The 19,822-nt window shown below is 40.8% G+C and carries 20 protein-coding genes; 5 read left to right on the plus strand and 15 right to left on the minus strand.

Translation table 11 applies throughout. From position 1 onward, the window contains the following. Nucleotides 1-27 precede the first annotated feature (27 nt). The 6 genes from EQG49_RS04365 to EQG49_RS04390 all read right to left on the minus strand — a co-directional run bounded on the left by EQG49_RS04365 (nucleotide 28) and on the right by EQG49_RS04390 (nucleotide 5,793). Nucleotides 28-267 carry a hypothetical protein gene (locus tag EQG49_RS04365; RefSeq protein WP_165964778.1) on the minus strand — a complete coding sequence of 80 codons (240 nt, stop codon included), beginning with the start codon at nucleotides 265-267 and terminating at the stop codon, nucleotides 28-30. A gap of 590 nt (nucleotides 268-857) precedes the next feature. Then, nucleotides 858-2,414, minus strand: coding sequence for a hypothetical protein (locus EQG49_RS04370; RefSeq protein WP_133362829.1), 1,557 nt, complete (start codon nucleotides 2,412-2,414; stop codon nucleotides 858-860). Nucleotides 2,415-3,440: 1,026 nt separating this feature from the next. Next, the gene (locus tag EQG49_RS04375; protein ID WP_165964779.1) at nucleotides 3,441-3,680 is read right to left on the minus strand and encodes a DUF2922 domain-containing protein; all 240 of its coding nucleotides are present in this window, start codon (nucleotides 3,678-3,680) and stop codon (nucleotides 3,441-3,443) included. A gap of 122 nt (nucleotides 3,681-3,802) precedes the next feature. Next, entirely contained in the window at nucleotides 3,803-4,009 is a 207-nt protein-coding gene (locus tag EQG49_RS04380; RefSeq protein WP_133362831.1) for a hypothetical protein, read from the minus strand. 309 nt (nucleotides 4,010-4,318) lie between these two features. Then, on the minus strand, nucleotides 4,319-5,158 hold the full coding sequence (locus EQG49_RS04385) for a hypothetical protein (protein WP_133362832.1): 840 nt from the start codon (nucleotides 5,156-5,158) through the stop codon (nucleotides 4,319-4,321). Between the two features lie 110 nt (nucleotides 5,159-5,268). Continuing rightward, nucleotides 5,269-5,793 (minus strand): sigma-70 family RNA polymerase sigma factor, encoded by a 525-nt coding sequence (locus EQG49_RS04390; RefSeq protein WP_165964780.1) that lies wholly within the window; start codon nucleotides 5,791-5,793, stop codon nucleotides 5,269-5,271. Nucleotides 5,794-6,214: 421 nt separating this feature from the next. Between EQG49_RS04390 and EQG49_RS04395 the strand changes: the two genes are divergently transcribed. Next, nucleotides 6,215-7,177, plus strand: coding sequence for a hypothetical protein (locus tag EQG49_RS04395; protein WP_133362834.1), 963 nt, complete (start codon nucleotides 6,215-6,217; stop codon nucleotides 7,175-7,177). Nucleotides 7,178-7,322: 145 nt separating this feature from the next. Here the strand turns inward: EQG49_RS04395 and EQG49_RS04400 are convergent, their stop codons facing one another. The 6 genes from EQG49_RS04400 to EQG49_RS04425 form a co-directional block, all read right to left on the minus strand. Then, nucleotides 7,323-8,090, minus strand: coding sequence for a hypothetical protein (locus tag EQG49_RS04400; protein WP_133362835.1), 768 nt, complete (start codon nucleotides 8,088-8,090; stop codon nucleotides 7,323-7,325). Nucleotides 8,091-8,164: 74 nt separating this feature from the next. Beyond that, entirely contained in the window at nucleotides 8,165-9,220 is a 1,056-nt protein-coding gene (locus tag EQG49_RS04405) for a hypothetical protein (protein ID WP_133362836.1), read from the minus strand. Between the two features lie 178 nt (nucleotides 9,221-9,398). Next, complete coding sequence (locus tag EQG49_RS04410) at nucleotides 9,399-10,511, minus strand: SPFH domain-containing protein (RefSeq protein WP_133362837.1); 1,113 nt, start codon at nucleotides 10,509-10,511, stop codon at nucleotides 9,399-9,401. 188 nt (nucleotides 10,512-10,699) lie between these two features. Then, complete coding sequence (locus EQG49_RS04415; protein WP_133362838.1) at nucleotides 10,700-11,104, minus strand: hypothetical protein; 405 nt, start codon at nucleotides 11,102-11,104, stop codon at nucleotides 10,700-10,702. 84 nt (nucleotides 11,105-11,188) lie between these two features. Further along, nucleotides 11,189-11,470: a hypothetical protein gene (locus tag EQG49_RS04420; RefSeq protein ID WP_133362839.1), complete on the minus strand. Its 282-nt coding sequence runs from the start codon at nucleotides 11,468-11,470 to the stop codon at nucleotides 11,189-11,191. A gap of 148 nt (nucleotides 11,471-11,618) precedes the next feature. Further along, nucleotides 11,619-11,834, minus strand: coding sequence for a helix-turn-helix domain-containing protein (locus EQG49_RS04425; protein ID WP_243115751.1), 216 nt, complete (start codon nucleotides 11,832-11,834; stop codon nucleotides 11,619-11,621). A gap of 149 nt (nucleotides 11,835-11,983) precedes the next feature. On the opposite strand from EQG49_RS04425, the gene EQG49_RS04430 reads away from it, so the two are divergent. Further along, nucleotides 11,984-12,394 (plus strand): helix-turn-helix domain-containing protein, encoded by a 411-nt coding sequence (locus tag EQG49_RS04430; protein WP_133362840.1) that lies wholly within the window; start codon nucleotides 11,984-11,986, stop codon nucleotides 12,392-12,394. A 94-nt stretch (nucleotides 12,395-12,488) separates the two neighbouring features. Here EQG49_RS04430 and EQG49_RS04435 read toward each other — a convergent pair whose 3' ends face one another. The 3 genes from EQG49_RS04435 to EQG49_RS13655 form a co-directional block, all read right to left on the minus strand. Then, a complete protein-coding gene (locus EQG49_RS04435) occupies nucleotides 12,489-14,264 on the minus strand; it encodes an SMI1/KNR4 family protein (protein ID WP_133362841.1) in 1,776 nt (591 codons plus the stop codon). A 15-nt stretch (nucleotides 14,265-14,279) separates the two neighbouring features. Beyond that, complete coding sequence (locus EQG49_RS04440; RefSeq protein ID WP_133362842.1) at nucleotides 14,280-14,648, minus strand: hypothetical protein; 369 nt, start codon at nucleotides 14,646-14,648, stop codon at nucleotides 14,280-14,282. Between the two features lie 224 nt (nucleotides 14,649-14,872). Continuing rightward, nucleotides 14,873-15,049: a hypothetical protein gene (locus tag EQG49_RS13655; RefSeq protein ID WP_165964781.1), complete on the minus strand. Its 177-nt coding sequence runs from the start codon at nucleotides 15,047-15,049 to the stop codon at nucleotides 14,873-14,875. 377 nt (nucleotides 15,050-15,426) lie between these two features. Between EQG49_RS13655 and EQG49_RS04445 the strand changes: the two genes are divergently transcribed. The 3 genes from EQG49_RS04445 to EQG49_RS04455 all read left to right on the plus strand — a co-directional run bounded on the left by EQG49_RS04445 (nucleotide 15,427) and on the right by EQG49_RS04455 (nucleotide 19,772). After that, nucleotides 15,427-15,966 carry a DUF4352 domain-containing protein gene (locus tag EQG49_RS04445; RefSeq protein ID WP_133362843.1) on the plus strand — a complete coding sequence of 180 codons (540 nt, stop codon included), beginning with the start codon at nucleotides 15,427-15,429 and terminating at the stop codon, nucleotides 15,964-15,966. Between the two features lie 310 nt (nucleotides 15,967-16,276). Next, complete coding sequence (locus EQG49_RS04450) at nucleotides 16,277-18,424, plus strand: leucine-rich repeat protein (RefSeq protein ID WP_133362844.1); 2,148 nt, start codon at nucleotides 16,277-16,279, stop codon at nucleotides 18,422-18,424. A gap of 280 nt (nucleotides 18,425-18,704) precedes the next feature. Continuing rightward, nucleotides 18,705-19,772 carry a P-loop NTPase family protein gene (locus EQG49_RS04455; RefSeq protein WP_133362845.1) on the plus strand — a complete coding sequence of 356 codons (1,068 nt, stop codon included), beginning with the start codon at nucleotides 18,705-18,707 and terminating at the stop codon, nucleotides 19,770-19,772. Nucleotides 19,773-19,822 lie beyond the last annotated feature (50 nt).

A 19,822-nucleotide genomic window follows, 5' to 3' on the forward strand; every position in this document is an offset into this window, starting at 1 on the left:
ATCATTACCCATTTACCTACTACTTTTCTAATAACTATCAGTATCGTCTACTATTACATATTTTGTTTCATCAACACTGGCTTTTAACTTACTAGCAAATTTTTTCACACGACTAACAAATTCATCTTTTGCCTTATCGGAATCAAATCCAATGTAGCTAAATTCAACGTCATTATCAATGAATAATTCTCGATATTTTCCATCTAAAATATCCAATTCTGCGTCCAGTTCTTCATAATTTTGGGCATCCATTGGTATACCATTCAACTCAAGCATTCCATTTTCATCGTACACCTACACCAAGCTTGCACCGTAGTCAAACAAAAGTCTTATTTTCAACTTAACATATAGGATTACTTAATCGGATTAGCTCCAACAATGAATCCATTTCCTCCTATGGTGATTGCGGTTCTTTTATTTTTCCCTTTACTAAACAACTTTGATAACAAATTTCATAAATTTTATTTGCCATTCTTCACCCCATGATACCCAGATTTTGCCGTCTTGGAAAGGGTTTTCAGGATTTTTGCTGCCTTAGTGGCATCCTCAACAAGTAAGCTAAAAGACAGAGAAATTTCAGCATGAAAACCAAATTGATTGAAACTTATGATATAAGCCAAACTCAAATTAATATTTGCCTTTTTCAGCGCACCAAAAAGCCACGACAAATATTCTGCCGTAGCTCAGATAACGTTATTTAGTTAATATTAATTATTACAGCGCAGCTTCGACAAAACCAGTATCGTTAATCTTATTTCGCAGATTCCTACATTTTCATATTGAGCAGTTTCGACGCCCTGAATAAAAATACACCATAACAAATCGTCAGGGCATCCAAGTTTACTAACCCGACACGGCTAATTTTTTCGACGGTTTAACCCCAGTACGCCCGCCAAAACAAGTAATCCAGCACCGGCGACTAGCAGAATTCTGCTTGCAGTGACTGAAACACCACTTTGGGGTAGCGTGTCTTGTGCTGAAGTGTTGGTTTGACTAGTCGTTGGTTGATAGCTTGTTACCATCGGCGTTGGCTTGGCTAAGATTGTCTTTGCCGGTGTCGAATTACCGCCCGATCCGGGTAAATGCGTAATTGCTTTCGGCGGTTGGGTCGCGCCGTTTTCTGGGTTGGTAGTGCTAGGTGATGTTGGTAGCACATTACTTGGCAACTTATCGTCACTAGTTGGTTTGTCATCGTCCATTGGTTTTAAGCCGTCAGCTGGTTTATTGGTATCGGTTGGCTTCTGGTCGTTGTTTTCGTTGTTCCCATTGTTACCGTTGTTTTCATTGTTACCGTTGTTTTCATTGTTCCCGTTGTCTCCTGAATTATCGGTGGATTGGTTGTCATCGTTTTGTGATGAGTTATCTTCATTGCCTGTATTTCCACCTTGGTTGATTTCAGTCACGTTAAAGGTGGCCGGCGCAATCGTGTCAACGGGGGCCATGTTATAGTCTAAGAGCATAAACGTCCCCTCGCCCAAAACAGCATCGAGCGGAATGTCAATTTCGAGTACGCCCTCGCCATTTTCACTAACAGTGCAGCTTGCTGTGCTTATCGTCGTGGTACCGTCATTCGCCTGAAATGCTAACCATAATTCACTAAGCTGAGCATCTTCGACTGTGACCGTGACATGACTACCGCCCGGCCCTTCAACAATATCGGGAGTGATTTTGGGAACGGGAACAATGTCTATGCTGTCAGCCTCAACCGTGTCCGTTATTTCATCGTTACTATCCAGTACTCCGGCCCATGCCTTGCCCGGAACCGTATCCGTTGGTACATAAGTTATGAGCACCCCGCTCCCATCTTCAAGAACTTCTATGTTACCTAATACTGTCATTTTCCCGTCGCTCGCCTTAAAACCTATTTTCAAAATGGCACCTGGCTCTGCATTCGACACGATTACCAATAGCAGCCTACCCGCCACGGTCTCGTCATAGTTCATCTCTATTGTACCAGTCCGTGGAGCCCGTGCTTGCTTCTTTTGTACCACTTTGTCAGCAGATTTCGCGGAAATTTTGCCTTCACCCTCTTTGTTATCTAAACGCAAAACTTCAGTTTCCGATTTAGCACTCGCTTTGGACGCAAGCGTATCATTTTTTACGTTTTCTTTTGGCGTACTCGTTTCATTTTTTACAACAGCGGTTGATGTTTGTGCTTCGGTCTTCTGCGTATCCACAGACGTCTCAGTATCTGTCGGCGCGCTTTTCTCCACTGTCTTAACATCTTCAACACTCGTAGCTTCTTCCTTAGCCGGCGTTGTCTCACTAGAACTCATGACTTGTTCGGTGCGCTCATCGTCGTCCATTTGCTGGGCCAAAATAATTGGCGCAGTTCCCATTCCACTAACCAACGCCGCGGTCGCCAATGAAGCGTAGCCCACTTGCTTTCCTTTATTATGCTTTGTATTTTTCATTAGATTCGCTCCCGTCTAAATTTTTTAGTATTATCCATCCTCAATTTTAGCGAAAATATGTTTCGCCCCTGTGCCCATAAATCGAATAAATCTCATTTACACACAGGCTCCTTTTGTCAGTTATCTGGTATGTAATTGCACAAATTGGCAATGAAATTCGGCTATACAGCGTATGCTAAAGTTTATAAAACAAAAAAATTCCAATATGGCATGACATTCATAAATATTTTACCAAAGCGACGTTTGCAAGTACTACGTGCAAAAAAACACAATAAAAAGGCGTATAGTCGTAGTTGTTTAATACTCAACGCCAGTCAAATGGAGGTAGTCATGCGTAATCGTTATTTTAATGCGTTTAATATTTTACTAGTGGTTACGATTATATTGGGAATAATCTATTCATTTACTAACTTCAGCATCTTTAAAATTTTGGCGATTGTTTTTCTGGTTGTTACTTTTTGCTATTTAATTTTTACAAGTTTAAAGAAAACGCATAACTAGTAAACACCAATGTCATTAAGTTAAACGCAACTACTAATAAACCATCGAATAAAAAATCGATGGGTCTTTTTAATGACTTCCAGTTCCATTATTTGACGGCAAAATCCTGCGTTTATGTTTTCAAATCTAACTGTGCCAGCACTGCCAAATTTTATAAACAAAAAAGGCAGCCAGTATACCTGACTACCTTCCAATTAGGGGTTTTATTTGTTCAGCGTGGGATTGTCGTTTCCGTACTTTTCTATGCTACTACGGCCTTGTATTTTCGCTGGTTTGAGCATTATGCCCAACTAACACAGTGGCCAAGTTTATTCAATCCCAAGTCATAAGAAAAGCCCCCAATTAAGTTACTACTTGATAAGCTCCAACAACAGCCCGATTTCTGGCTGCTCAAAATGTACTCCCAGTAGTAACCCAATCACGATGAGTAACTTGATGTGTTTTAACATGTGACCACCGCCTTTTTAACGTGCCCGTGAGCGCGCTTATTTTGATGTGTGGAATTAGCGGGTCACCCACAAGTAATTAGCCCGCGATTAAATCCACGATTTCGTCGGTGTTAGCCGTCACAATGCGGGCTGACACCGGTGTGGCGTACTTGCGGTGCCCTTCCTTAGTGATAAAAATTTGGCTTTGCGCAATTACAACCATTGCTGCTTCCACCTTGGCTGGATCAACCGGTTCTTTGAACTTTGCCAACGTCAATGAAGTCGTCTTGCCGAGTGAGTTTTTGAAAGTTAATACGAGTTTTTTAGTTTCTACCATGTTCATTTCCTCCTTGGGTGCACCGTTTTTTACGTACCCAACCGTAACTTCACTTACAGTTGGTAGCTAAAATACGGTGAAATCATGTTGCCAAATGTGGCGAGTTCAATCAATCTGTGGGTTTAGACTTCTAAATCGTGATTGTAAGTTTCAATCAAATTGAAGCTCATCAATTCACCTAAATCCCAAATTTCTTCCAACGCAATGATGACTGGTCGTGCTTGTTCAGCGGTCACATCATTGGCGATGTCAGTGAAGCGCTTCTTCACCACTTCGTTAAATGATTCTTCATCACGTCCTAAAATTGCGAGTGTTTTTGCTGCTGCCATATGCATTTCCTCCTAAATTGTTGTCCTGGATTTCGGTGCTATTCGAGCGCAGATGCGGTGCGAAGCCGCTTCATGCCCGACTGGCTCCCAAATTAAGTTATCAAAGCCAAGTTATTTTGTAGGCGGTTTAAGCGGCCGCTTGTTTTGCCTTACACCTATACAGTCAATTCAGCGGCGCAAATTGTGACATCTTTTTTCAAATTTCTCGCAATAAATTTACAACGATGCCTAAAACTCACGCCATCAGTGTCTTTCCCCGCTTTTTCATTCACACTGTAAAACACATGCCACTATCTGTGGTCTCGTAAATCATGTATGGAAAATGTCAACTAACGGAATATCGTGCACCCGTAATGCTGGTGCTTCAGTAGCTTTTCGGGCATTTCTCAAAGTGATGTCAATATACTTCACCGTCTTCCCGTGATTCAGTTCGCTAGCGGCTAAAGCAGCGGTCAGCTCTGCTTCCGAATAGCCATCTTTTTGGATCCACTTCTTGACGTAGGCGCGCTCTTTTTGATTCAGGTAGCAACCCAAGGCTTTGCCGACCCGGACGTACCAGTCCCCGACCGCGCGCATGTATAATTTACTTTTATCATCTTCGTCATCCGCCGTTGTTAAATTCGGGCTTTGTTTGTTAGTAATTTGTTGATTAGTACTTTGTTCGTTAGTACTTAGTAGTTGCCGGGAATCCATCTGCTGGATATCCATGTGCTGGAAACCCGTTTGATGGGAATCCATCTGCTGGAAACCCATTTGCTGGGAACCCGACAACTGGACGGTATCACCGGGATTGACGCCCGTATCAGTGACCTTAAGTGGCTTGCGTTTCTCCTTTTTGGGGGTCATCGGGATTTCTGAAACAACAACTTCATGGTGGATGCGGCCATTCACGGTATCGTTAACTCGGCGCAAGCAAATATAATGATTTTGCGTTAATTCTTTCCACGCTTTGTCGATTGCCTGCCGCCCTTCACCTTCAGTTTGCGTGTATAACCACCCTTTACGCACAATCCAATCTTCCGGCAGCGATAATAACATTGTTAAAATTCCGCGCGCCCGAAAGCTCAAGTGACTGTTTGTTAAGACGGCATTGTCGATAATCGTAAAATTTGAGTTCTTTTGTTTTTTCTTAATTCGCGTTTCGGTCATCTGTATGTTTCCCTTTCCAGTCTGTGTTTTTTTCTGGACACCAAATAATCCTGTTGCCAGCTGGTCAGGATTATTTGGTGTCTTTGCGTTCGTAATTAAATCTGTGCGGATTACGCCTCCAATGGGCGCTCAATAATGCGGTCTCGTAGTAATTGTTGGCGCACAATTTTAATTTCGCGTGAGACAGTTCGGCGTGAGACACCCAACTTATCGGCGACGGCTGTTTGCGTGTCGCCATGGTCAACGAGCCAGTGTAAGATGACGCGCTGGCGGTCGGTCAATTTATCAAATGCCAACCGCGTAAACCACGCGAGTTCAAATTCCTCATTAGCCGTCATCGGCGTTTGCGCTAAGGCTTCATCGTCCTCACGCATATCGCGGTGCCGGTGATTTCGCCGTAATTGATTCAAGGTCCGCCGATACATGCGCGTATAGGCGATACCCCGTAAAGCTTCCGGTGCTAATTCTGCTGCCGCTGGTTCTTGTAGCCACTGATAAAAAATCAGCCACGCTTCTTGGGCATAATCCTCATAATCCGGATCAAAGGCCGCCACGCCCAGATGCCGCAGCATGCCATAAATAGTCGCCCAAGATTCCTTTGTATCAATAAATGTATATGCGTCTGTTTCGTTCATGTTCATTTCCCCACTTATCCCCCGGACTTCACCGAGCTTGATTATGTTTGTGCTAGCTAAACTTGCTATCACCGGCGTGTCATTTAAGTTTCACGCCAGCGATTTTTGTTATGTCTTGCACAAGAAATATCATAGCAAATCAACCACAAACCCTCGAATGACACAACCAATTTGTCGCTGATTTCTCGGCGACACTACTCACTACTTTTCCTTGCTATATCAGCATTCTTAAATTGGCGTAATCGTAATTTCACTAACAAAAAAACAAAAACCTAACAAAAACCCGAGCGCAATCCCTTGTGCCCGTTGCGTTTTCGTCCTGTCAGGGCGCCGTCATGCTTTTTCAGGTGGTGTCAGTTCACAAATTCAGTGTCACGCCGTATACTTTTACAAGGTGTAAAAAAATTTAGGAGGATTTTAAATGTCAACAAATAAAATAATCAAGATTGATACAACGAAACCTAGTACCATACTCCAGCACATACCTGCATTGGAATCCAGTCTGGCAGCTCCCCAAATCAATCGTCAAACGCTCGCCGTTTTACGTACCGGTAATGGACCACGGCCAAACGAAACTTTAGTCGTCACAAAACAAGCGCAGTTCCATCGTCTCACCACGAACACCGAATCTGTAATGGCAACTTACCCATGTAACAAAGCCGACAATACGTTTGCTAACAAACTCACGTTAAGCAAGCTAAAGCTACCAAACGATAACCCCCTGCCTGTGACGAATTTTAAATACGCCCTAATTCCTTTAGGCTCTTACAAAGACCGCAGTGTTAACTGGGTGAATTTGCAAGACATCGTCCAAATTGACGCAATTACACGTGACACCGCGTGCATTGTCCTCGCCTGTACTGAGGCACCGCTGCCGACCGAATTACATTTACTTGTACGTCAATCTCAGCGTTGGCTTTATGAACAAGTTCAAACTGCCTACATTTTGTACCGCAATGCCTTAGCGCAACACAATTATGAAGCCTGGGCTTTCGACGCATCGCCCGTGCCAGCGATGCCAATCTGCGCGTCCTTACAAAAAATTCTTAACCGCATTGACAAGAGCCTCATCAGTCCAGTTGATCAGCCACTTGTCACGATTGCTGATATCAATGCCGCGCGAACCTTTGCCGCCTATTACTTCCATGGCAGTAGATGGTGGCACGAGGTCCTCGATTCAACATCGCATGACAAGACCGAGCCCTTCAAATTACCTTTTGACTTGCAACAGAATGCTCAAACTTGGGTCACACACCCCAACGACATGCATACTAGATTCGCCAAAAAAATTTGCACTCCCACGAAATCCCGACGCGACCTATTCCGTACCTTTTTTGCGGCCCTCAATATTTCTCCCGAATTTTATCATGATTCAGAGCAATAACTAATAAAACTCAGTTAGACCTAAAAAAGCTTAACCAGGCAGCAATGCGGGCGGTTAAGCTTTTTTGATTTGTTTGTGCTGGTGACAGGGACTAGCGAATGTAACTATTTGCGACAGCCTTTTGTCCTACTTCCATTCAATTTTTTTATTTCTGATTTACTGGCGTGAAAATCAATTTAGTTTTATCAGCGCTACCAGAGTCCCCTGTGTCTCCATCATATGCCGTTGTAACAATTTCACCGTCAGTTAATTCCACTGCAACATCGCTACTTCCGGGAGTAAGGTCAACAGTTTGCGTATCAGCTGTATTGTCATCGTACGTTGATATATGCCAGCCTAAATTATCGTATTCAGGGTCGAGCTTGGTATTAGTTGAAAGCTTATACGTTCCGGCTGCGATATCACGTCCAACAACATATTCACCTTGTCCAAGTCTATCGGATTCTTTGGCATCTTTAATTGCTGTGAATTGCACTTTTGAGATACTGCTAAAATCTAGATCATCCCCTTGAAACAGAATCACACGGAAAGTTGAATCATCGCCACCTTCATTACCTTGAACACCACCAATCCAATTAATGTCCAAAGCATCAACATCCGCACGGTCTCCCATAATATTTCCATCGCCACCTTTAATAACCAAATCATAAATTCCCGGTTTAATGGTATCGTCAGTACCAACCTTCATTTTGCCTGTTACATATAGTTCTTTTGTCGATTCACCTCGCTCTGCCAACTCATTCAAACTTTTAAGAGTATCGGTTGAATCATCTGATTTAGAACTGCTAGAATCCTTACTTGCTTCTAGTGCCGATGAACTCTTAGCGTTGTTTGCGTTATTTGAGCTACTACCACACGCAACTAACATAACACTAGCCAATAATACAAAACTACCAATTAATACTTTTTTCATAACGTTCAACCATCCTTTTCTATAAACATTCCGTATAATTTCGGAATAAATTTCACTTTCATTTATATAAGTTATTATTTCCCAAATTCTTTGATATACGCTTTTTTAATTGCGGCATCAAGTTTATCCGTAACCCCTTGAGTTTCCGTCTTAATTAGCGCTTTAACATTTTTGGGTATTTCTTCATCTCTAATATCTTTATCCGTATAATTATTCAGTACCTCGGTAAAATCAGCAATGTCAGTACTATCAAATGTGTGTCCGATTGTTTTCATGTCCGAATTAGTCGCAAGATAATCTTCGTATACGCTTTCCGCATAATCGTCATCTGCAAAAACATCGTCGCGAATCACTTTTCCGAAATTCATCATTGCAGTATAAAACACTTGATTCTTATTTTTATTCGACAATTTTGCGAAAACGTCACCAATATTAGCTGTATTTGCATATTTCGTGGCCTTTGCTAGTTTCGCTTTTGCGGCTTGTTGGACCTCGTAACGTTGGATTGCACGAACACCTGAAACTCCACCCCCGACGACAATAACCGCTCCAACAACGATCGCAGTGACTTTAAAAAAATTTTTTCGATCCATTGGTTTACTTACTTTATCGTCAGTTTCCGTTTGTGCGCCATTCTTGCCATTTAATATTTTCCCCGGCAAGACATTCACAATTGCAATTACAGCTAACACAATAATGAACACAACCACCCCATATTGAAACGACACTGAGCTGGCAAGTGTGCTACCGATGCCAAAAACGTCATCTTTAGCATCTGCCGTTTGTTTTAATGCCGTCTGAATTTTCACCAAATCATAAATTGTAAATCCGAGTATCGCTACTGATACGCCCGCCATTGAGTTTTTATACACAGCTGGTAGTAGCTCCTCTTTTTTTCCAATTAACAAAGCAATCAACGCCATTGCTAGAAAAACTAATAAGACAATCCACCAAAGTTGTGGATAAATCCCTTTGCCACCAAATTTACTGGCTACCGTTGAAAGCGAATTTGCCGTAAGGGTACCAAGAATTGGCATACTAATCCATGGCATAAAAATTGAAAGCATTCCTAAAATTGCGGCAACAATTACCACTACCCGGGTATAATGCCATTTAACTATAATTTTCATGATTTTTTCCTTCTTTCTGAGAAAATAAAAACGCCCACTGAAAAATGTTGCTTTTTACAGTAACATCTTCCCGTTGACGTCAAATTCATATTATTTGATTCAAAAATTATTAGTAAGTTATTTCACACGCCCCTATTGCGTGTAATCGTCAGCATTGTCTATTTATCAGCAACACGCTTTAGAGCCCCATAATTTCTTTCTTCTTAGCGTCAAATTCATCTTGTGATAAAATATTGGCATCTAATAGTTCTTTTAATTTTTTCAATGCATCAATTTGCTGGTCAAAAGTCATCCCACTTTTTTGTTCGGCATTGTTACCAAGATTTTGTGCCATATTCATGCCAAACATCATACCAGCACCATCACCCAATCCATTATCTTGAATGCCTTGAGCAATTTTTTGTTGGGCCGCAATATTGGCCGTTTTTTGTGAAACATCTTCGTAAGCCTTTGTGCTCATCTTGTTAGCTGAGTATTGCTTAACCAATTCACGTGAATCATGTGACAGTTCAAGTGATTCAATCCCAACTTTTATTAATTTAAAACCAAAACGTTCGTCCCAACTTCCCGCATTATGCGAATCATCAACAACGGCCTTGGCAATATCATTTGCCTGCGCAGACAACTCAGAAATTCGATAACTTTTCGATAATTTAGTCAGTGCAATCGTAAATGATTGCAAAAACTCGGCTAAAATTTGTGATCGTGCTTCGGAATTATCAAAAGAATAACTACTAACATTGGCAGGTAGGTAATTTCTGATGAATTTCTCCGCATTTGTGATTTTTATTGAAAATGATCCATACGACTGAATGCCTAAGTCTGCCCCATAAAATAGATCATTATAAATCAATGGTCCATGTGTACCAAATTTGATACCACGAATTTCGCGTAAATTCACAAACGCTATCTGCTTCTGTGAATCCGTTTGACCGCCAAATTTAATACGATCCTTAACTTGATTAAAAATTGCACTACTAACCGTGTCTCCATCGAAAACACTCTCTTGGCCGTTACTGTATTCAAATTCACCCGGTTCGGTAATAACGTCTTCAATTCCTGCCCCACTAAAAGTAAATGCAGCCGTATTTTCTGGTACAAAAATTTTAGACCCATTTGTAATTACGCCTTCTGAACCTGAATAATTTGTACCACGTCCATTATTCGTTTGTTTAAAAACGCCCGGCGCGACCACTGTGTGTTCATCAAAAGGGCCAGCTGTGATTATATCTTTCCATTGATCGGCAAGTGTGCCACTAATTGCACCCGTAATCGAATTTAACATTCCCATGATGTATCAATCTCCTTATAGTTGTTGTTCGGTATCACAATATTCACAACGCACGATTTGACCTTTTCTGCCCGAAATCGGGGCACCACATCCAACACATTTTTGCGAAACCTTATTATTTGAATCCTTTGTCGCCAGTGCATTGGTATTCACACCGAAAGCATCTTTCACGCTATCAATAGTCCCTTTCAAGGTTCCCGCAAGAAATGCTCCCCCGGGATAACATGCGTTTCTGGGGCAATAATATCTTCATCCGAATCTGTGATTACATGATTAATTTCATTTGCCCAATTAGTAGCTTCTTTTCGATCAATAAATGAAAAAGTTTCGACGTGATTTTTGAAATAAATATCAAGATGGGAATCGTCGATACCCGATAATTTAATTTGTACTTTATCATCAAACACCTTAATATCGCGCAAATTAAATGTGTCGATACCCTTTACACTACCAAACATCCCAACATTAACCCAAACTAGATTTCGATTAGTCAGCACAAGTTCACCTGATAAATGCTTGTTGCCAACGATGTGAGATCCACTCGTATATTCTTTCACCATTATTTCATTTGTATTCAATTGGTACTTAGACATTTTTTTGCCTCATTTCATAATATATTTCTCAAACAACTATATACGAGAAACCAAAACTAAAATTAACTCATACCCTGTTCAGCGTTAATTTATCACATCACCTTTAAAATATTTTTTTGCGATTTTATATGCTGATGCTCTTAATATCCCAGTATTTAACGATCCATCGGTGCCAGTAAATGTTGCCTGTTCAATTCCGGGATCATCTGAAGTGACATTTTCAATCGTCTTGTTTGTTTCATCAATCAAGTAATACATAGAATAATCAGTAAAATCAATTTCAAATACTTTGTGTGTTTTATTATACGTAGCCTCTTGCACGGTCGCTTTTTTCGTCCGTTTCTTTGGCGCAGGTGTGTCTACCAAAGCAGTTTTCTTAGAACCCTTAGTGGAATTCCCAGCGGAATCATCACTAATCGTTTTACTTTCACTCTATGTGATAAATTAAGTGCATAAAACCTAGTTATGTTAATCCCACCAATTTGGCTTAATTACGTTTCTCAAAAGTGAACAATCAAACTACAAAAACATCGATGACTTGCTTCTTTAACCCATTAGCAATTTTTTTCGCAGTAGTTGGCCGCATCCGTTTTTTGTCATTCAAGTACTGATTTAACATACTTGAATCAACATTGATTAACTTTGCAAATGATTCTTGCGTAAAACCAAGTAACGCAATTTCTTCCTTAATCGCTTGCCCATCCCTAAAAATCAATGTAACTGCCATCATATCACCTCTTTTTGTTTCTTTTTGTTTCCCTACTTCGATATATTAGCATTTTAGTTTCCCACCTGCAAACATTATAACTTATCTTTAGTTTCGTTTTGTTTTTCTTATTGTTTTACCTTGTTATACTATTCTTAATACGAGGTATATGCATGCAAACAAAAGAACAATTTGGAGCGTCAATTAAAGCAATTCGCGAACAAAAAAATTACACTGTCCGCCAAGTGGCACTATGGAGCGAAATGTCACCTTCTTATCTCAGCCAAGTAGAAAATGCCAAGCGCGATATTCCTTCACCTAAGACCCTTCGTAAAATCGCAAAAGGATTACGCGTTTCAGAATATAAGATTTTTAATCTTGCTGGCATTACTACTGAAAAAGCATTACCAATTGACAGCGAAATTGATTTAGCAAAATTACTAGCACACAACACGAATGGCATGATTTTTAATGGTGCTACACTTTCAGCCAGCGATGTTCAAAAAGCGCTCGATGTTTTAACCGGCCTTTTCTGGGACAAAGTTAACTATCATGAAAATACAAAGCAAAAGAATGATGACTAGGCGTAATGCAAACTAAAAAAGCTTAACCAGACGCAATGCGCTCACGGTTAAGCTTTTTTAGGCGGCAACTAAACACATCATCCCCAAATCACTTTTAATGAAATTCTTTAGAATTCATTAGTGCAGCGATAAAACACACCATCACGCCAACTGGCCCAAGAAATAGTGTCAAAATTAAAAATGGCGTCCAACCGACATCACGAAACCGGCGGATATTAAGCGGGAGTGATAAATATACTAATACGATTGAAAATCCAAGTACCAGGTTCATCACAATACTTACTACTGAATTATTTTCACCAAATGTTGCTTGTAGTACACCTAGAATTACTTCTACACCAATGAATAATATTACGTTGCCGATAATTGCCAGCCAATATTCAGCGCGGGTTGTCTTGCCAGTAAAGTTAAAGGCATTCTTCCACATCCCAATAGTCGCTTCTATCAAACGTGGGCTGTGTCGGGGTATAGCCTCGGGCGTCTGTGTTTCCGCAAATGAATTTTCACTTTTGTAAACTATTGGTTCAACAGTCACATTTGCCTGCGTTGAAGCTTCGGATGTATATTGTTTATCCGCGGGCTTAACTTTATCCTTCATCGAACTAAAAATTTCCAAGAAATCCTTCAATTCATCGTGAAATTCAAACCGCACTGTCAAATCTGCTTTGTCTACATCAGATAAATAACGTTGCTCATATTCATCTGAAGGATAATTCCCTAATGTACCAAAATAAACACTCGCAAATATCTTTAAAATAAATTCTTCCAACGTTTCACCAAGCGCCGAAATGTCTTCTGGCCAACCAACCATCACCTTACCATCCGGCGTTGCCAAATCGACAAACAAAGTTGAACCATCACCAACCGTCGCAAATGGTAGCCACTTGGTATTACTTCGCAATTCAGTCCCAACTTGGTTAATTTCATAAGTATTTGCATCGCGGTAAAAACTTTTTTCAAAAAACATATTATCTAGTGATACCATTTCATAGCTAGCAAAAATCCCCATCGCCGCCGTACCTTCACCATTGTGTTGCCGATACATAACCTTCAATGGCTCGGGGATTTTGAAGCCGAGTTTTATCTCAGCTTCTTTGATTTGTGCATCTGTCGCACCAGCGGGGAGTTCTTGCATTTTTTCAGGATACTTTAGCTTCAGTAAATCAAAAAGTAATTCCCAACGTTTACTATTATTTGTTCCAAATGTATTATCAATTTTCTGCTGGAACGTGGTGAGCTCATGCAATTCTGTTGTGCTAAGTTCTCGCGAAACCTCATCAATCAATGTGTACTTTGTCGCGTCAGCTTCCTTGTCCGCCAGATTATCAAGCTTAGTTGCTACATCCGGATTGATGATTTGTAACGTTTGTGTGGGCTTATCCGTTTCTTGAAGTTTAAGTCTCAGTTCGTTTGGGTAAATTGAATCATTTGTTACTGCTGTTTCACCACTCACACTTTTCTTTAACACGGTTTCCCATGCCAAAACTGCTTCTTCATACTCATAATTTTCATCAGCCACATCATACTTAAATTCATTATTTGAGTTTTGATTATTTATGTCATAGCTCATCCATACCTGCTGGGGGCGTTCTTGCTTGAACAGTTTAAACGTTTCAAATAAAACCCACATATACTCAGACGCTTCAACTTCAAATACCGATAAATCATCCTCATTCGGGTGTTTATCAGCACCGCTTTCAGCTAAAGTACTACGATCAAAGCCAAAAATTTTCCCGTTGTGTTCAAAGCGCATTTCCACTGTATCGGCTTCTGCCTGTCCTAGTAAATAGAACTTGTCCACACCTGCCGGAGTAATGTCATAGGTAACTTGAATTATGCTTTGTTGAATGATCGACAACGTATCCATCATTTCTTTTTGCCAATCTTAGCTATTGATTTCATCAACTCTAAGGTCCAGTACCAGGCCGCAGGTTTCATCGACCATCGGAAATTCATAAATTCGCTTACCAACCAATGTTATAAACCGTTGCAGTTCTTGCAAACTACCACTAAATTCAACTTCGTGATAGCCGTCGTCATCCTTGATAAATTCCGTAACTGGTACGCCATACTCATCTTGCATTCTTTCAAATGGGTACTGATCACTGTCACCAAGCTCCAATTCATAGGCAATCGCAACTCGATAATTATTGTCACTTTCATCTTCAAAGCGCTTATATATATCATCACCAACCGCTTGATATTTTGACGAGTCGGCATACTTATTTAACTTTAAAGTTTTTAATATCTTCATGACTCTTCCCTTTTTCAGCATTCTTTTATGAATCAATTATTGCACATTTAATACTTCATATTCATAGAAATCTTCGCGATGCTACTTACCGGTCTTGTAGCTTTCTACGCTTTCCGTAAACATGCCATGCCACGCTAAAAAGACAGTTAACCCATACAAGGTTAGCTGCCTTTATTAAATCCTGAAATCAAAAATCAATCCTACCACAAATAACCTAGTTTAAACTATTCTTCCTCCGGCTTTGGTAGAATCCGCAATGGTTCTGGAATGTTGAGACTCCCCCCAGTCTTGTGTCCATTAGCGTTCGCCGTTTCCAACTGATTAATCCAACGCACGGCTTCGGCCTTAGATTCCCCTTCAAAATACATTTCTTCAGTTTTAATACCAATTACTTGAAACATGTTTTGCTCCCTCTTTGATGATGACTTTTCTGTGTCGTGATAATCATCAGAATTTTTATTTATCACCTGACTGGTCGTTTTCTTATCAAACCGACTATATCTAGCTTCTATTATAGCGCTTCTTGCCCATCAACAAAAATGCCCCCCGAAAAAGATAGCCATTGCTGACTAACTTATCTTTTTGCTATTAGCAATACTTAATGTTAGGCTTACGTTGTTTTACAAACATTCACCTTCTGAGGACTAATCGTGATTCAGAAAATGGTGTTAACCTTTGTCATTGCATACTCAAAAAATATTCAGTGACCCACCTCGTTATTGGCGATTCCGAAAATCGGACACGCGACTAACATTCACAGTAAGTTGGGGATAACTTTATGAAAAAAACATATGGCGGAATCGCTGTAGCAATATTATTAATACTAATTGGTATTTGGTTTTTTCAGAGCAACAAGGCAAGCAAACCGCGTGTCAACGATGTTTCCTATGGGGTTAAGTTAAACGTTAATTCATTTAGTAATGTATCGAAAACAAGCAACCATGACATTCAAAACACGACCACCCCTGGCAAAGACAAATTAGTCAGCGTCAATATTACATTGACTAACACGACTAAAAAGAAGATTGATTTTGATCCAAGTCAATTTGTTTTGAAATTGGCTGACGGCATAAAGTATCAACCATATACCGGTCCCATACCTTCCAAAGCGCCCTTCTTGGCATGGGCGAAAATCAACCCCAATCCTAAAGTGGTGTTTGACAACGTTATTCCCGTCGTCAAACCGAAAACATCGCGAACCGTAAATGTTGGCTTCGCCGTTCCACTCGATAGCACTATCACGAAGGAAGCGACGCTAATGTTCGTTGGCCTTAACCAAGGTACACCATATCGTAATTTTTCGTTAGATGTTCACTAACACATCGGTATAATTGCAGCTCCTATAAACGTAGCCCGTCGCTGGTTGCGTTTTTTTATTGTCGTTGCATTTTATGCAAGAATTCTAATAATTTACAAAACCAATAGCTAATACTTATTCACCATCCCAACCATAAAATTTCTACTATCCTTCAAATATTCTTCACTTATACAATTTGTCAATGTTCACAAATTGTATACCCCCTATACAATATTAAATCAAATAAAGCTCAAATATTCTTCATTTTCCATCACTACAATTGTTTTTGTAAACACATTGCAAACAGTAAAAAAAAAGTGAGGTAAAGATCATGTCACAGAATATGCATCATAATATTTACAGCCACTTCCAACACACCATGCCTGCTAGTTTATATCGCAGTCATACTCATCATTGGGTTTATACCGGTCTTGCTACCATTACGTTACTTGGTGGTTTAGGTGCAACACCGGTCACATTGGTTCATGCTGCCGGTGTTGGGCAATCCGCAAAAATCGGCACCAACGCAAAATCCACCAAGAATGCCACTACTACAAAAGCAACGGCACAAAAGACCAAATCACCACGCGCAATCCCGGTGTCTAACCATACTTTTGTCGTGAACGATTTTACTTACACAACGAATAGCGATGGCACGCGGACAATCACTGGGTTCAATACTGGTAACTTTGACTACAATAGTTGGGACGGAATTCTCGCATTCCCAGCAGAATTGAGTACGGGCGCAAATAAAGTTACGGTGCTTGGCGAGTCTGCCTTTGCCAGTACCAAAGTGACTGCGGTTGATTTTACTAATCTCCCATCATTAACTACACTCGTTTACGGGGCGTTTATGTACACGAGTTTAACCAGCCTTGATCTCAGCCCATTAGTTAATTTAGAATCAATCGGGCCACAAGTATTTGCCGCCGTGCCAAGCCTAACATCAGTTAACTTCACTAATTTGAATCATTTACAATCATTAGGAGGCGGAATTTTTAGTGGTTCCGCAATCACTGAGATTGATTTAACTGCGCTACCAGCCTTAGAAATAATTGGTGGGCCAAGTTACTCTGGTGAACACACCGTTGATACCGGTGCGTTTAATAACTGTCCACAATTAAAAACTGTCAAAATCGCTAACATGGAAAGCCTACAAACAATTGGCCGGAGTGCTTTCAGAGATTGTGCTAGCTTAACCAGTGTTGAGTTAGCGCAACTGCCGGCATTAACTACGATTGATTGGCGCGCATTTAACAGCACGAATATAACTGATGTAATATTGAGCGATTTGCCAAGTTTAACATCTGTTGATTCCGGCTTTTATGGTACTCAGTCTTTACACCAAATTACAATTAATAACATTAATCCAACGGTCGATATCGACAATGCCTTTTCAGGTACGCACAATCGCGGAATCGTGGTTCCAACTACGCTAAATGACGTTGAAACGGCAAAAAAATTCGCCACCAAAATTAATGAGGCCGATAATAACAAATTTACCGGGCCGGATATTTGGTATGCTAACGCCACGGTCCAGTACACGTTCATCGACCAAGACAACAACCCGATTACCGTTGATGGCAACAACAAGCCGGTCACACCAATCGCACTTTCGGGGCCAATTGATACGCCATATACGGTGCCCGACGTTCCAGAAATTGCGGGTTATGGCGAACCAACCCTTTACTCCGGTGTAGCCACTGGAACGTTTACGTTTGCTCCACAAGAGGTTGTGTACAAATACCGCGCAACCGCCAAGCCATTCACGGTGTATTTGGTTGATGATGCTGGTGCCGAATTAAAAACGCAACAATATTCCGGTTTTGCCGATGAAAGTTTTGATTTGACCCCACCGGCTGTGGACGGCTACACGTTCAAAGAACTCGCCACCCGCCCCATCGTTGGTAACGACAACGCCCGGGCACTTATCACCGAATTAACTTGGATTCGCAACGACGCCCTCAAAGGCACATCCGTAAAATTCGGTGCCAATAATGGGACGAGTTACAAATTTGTCTACAGCAAAAATACCACCACACCCGATCCAAATTCAGATACGAACAACGGTACAAATACTGATGGCACTGGCACGAATACCAGTGGCGGCTCGAATACTGGTGGCGGGGCTGGTACGAATACCAGTGGCGGTTCGAATACTGGTGGCGGGGCTGGGGCTGGCACAACAGCGGATAAGGAACCTACCGATACTGCTAAAACGCCAACAATCGCGAATACGAATCCCACACCATTACCAACAAGTTTACCCGGTAGTGGTGGCGGTTCCCCAACTACCAGAACGCCAACGACACTCACAAATACACCGGCATACGGCTACACACCGGTCACCACTAGTAACTCAAGTCAGAAATTACCACAATCTGGTAACGCGACTAATCACTTGTTACCAGTAATCGGCACCGCCCTACTTGCTGGTATCCTTGGCAGCCTGTATGTATTTGGCAAAAAACGTCGCTAAAGTTTTTTAAGCCTACGCACACATGAATATTCTGGGGTACGATTCCCCCAAATGACCCGATTTCACCTCCCAGCTGAGGTAGCAATCGGGTTATTTTGTGTCTGCAGCAAACGACATTACGCCTTTAGCTTGGATTTTCTTAAAAAACTTTTTAAACGCTCGACTCAATCTGATATTATTGATATAAAGAGTAAGAGATAGTAAGATTATGTCATAAAGAGTAAGAGACAGTAAGATTATGTCTTACCTATCAACAACTATTTAGAAAAGGAGGCAAACTATGTCCCAAAATCCATTCAATCCATCATTTGACTACAATAAATCAAGTTTCATTAGTGATAATCACGTGCTGAATAATATCATTGATGCAATTGACAATGAAAATAGTAAATGGCGGACTACCTTCATTCTTGGCATGCGTGGTGCCGGTAAAACAAGTTTATTGACTTACATTTCACGCCAATTGAACACTCGTAAAAATGTTATTCATCTTTCACTAACTTCAGCAGATGAGCTATTAGGTAATATCGTTGCCGGTTTACAACAAAAACTGCCCCAACTACCTGAATTTAAAACCGCAAGTATATCTTTACCCGGAATTAAGGTCGACATTACTAAACCAACTACGCGGTCAACGTTCCAATTTGATGTCGAAAATTTACTAAACATTGCCAAATTTATGGGAATTACCGTTGTTCTACTACTTGATGAAGTCCAAAATAAAACGGCACAACTTAGAACTTTATTTGCCGCTTACAAAACTTATCGCGGTGCTGACTTGCCAATTATGCTTATTTCAGCTGGGTTACCGTCAGCCGTTGACGCAATAATTAATGATACGGCACTCACTTTTTTGCTCCGAGCTAATCAAGTTAAGCTTGCACCACTTGAACAACCAGCCATCACCCAATCATATATCCAATTATTCAAAGGTCGTGGCTTATCTGCCCAACAAGCAGTTCGCATGTCACAATCTTCGATGGGATATCCATACATGTACCAATTACTGGGTGATTATATTTGGGAAAATGGTAGCAATCCCGTCCAAGAAAATGAATTAACAGACGCAATTTATATCGCTAAACAAGCACTTTTTCAAAACGTCTATGCCAAAGTCATTTCCGATTTGGCCCCCAAAGATCGTGAATTAGTCTTAGCGATTCAATCGCAAGGTGGAAAAAATGTTACCACGGAAATGCTCCGCGAAGCCACCGGTTGGGATACCAATAACTTAACCACCCACAAAGCAATGCTCAATCACTGGGGTGTGACGGCTAAAAGTGGCTATGGCTTAATTAGTTTCATCCTCCCTTATTTTTCAGAATTTCTAACTGAGTATTTTGATTAAAGCCCGATATATACTTTTTGACGATTGCTCATCGTGGATATGGAAAGTCA

The organism is Periweissella cryptocerci, from assembly GCF_004358325.1.
GTDB lineage: Bacteria > Bacillota > Bacilli > Lactobacillales > Lactobacillaceae > Periweissella > Periweissella cryptocerci.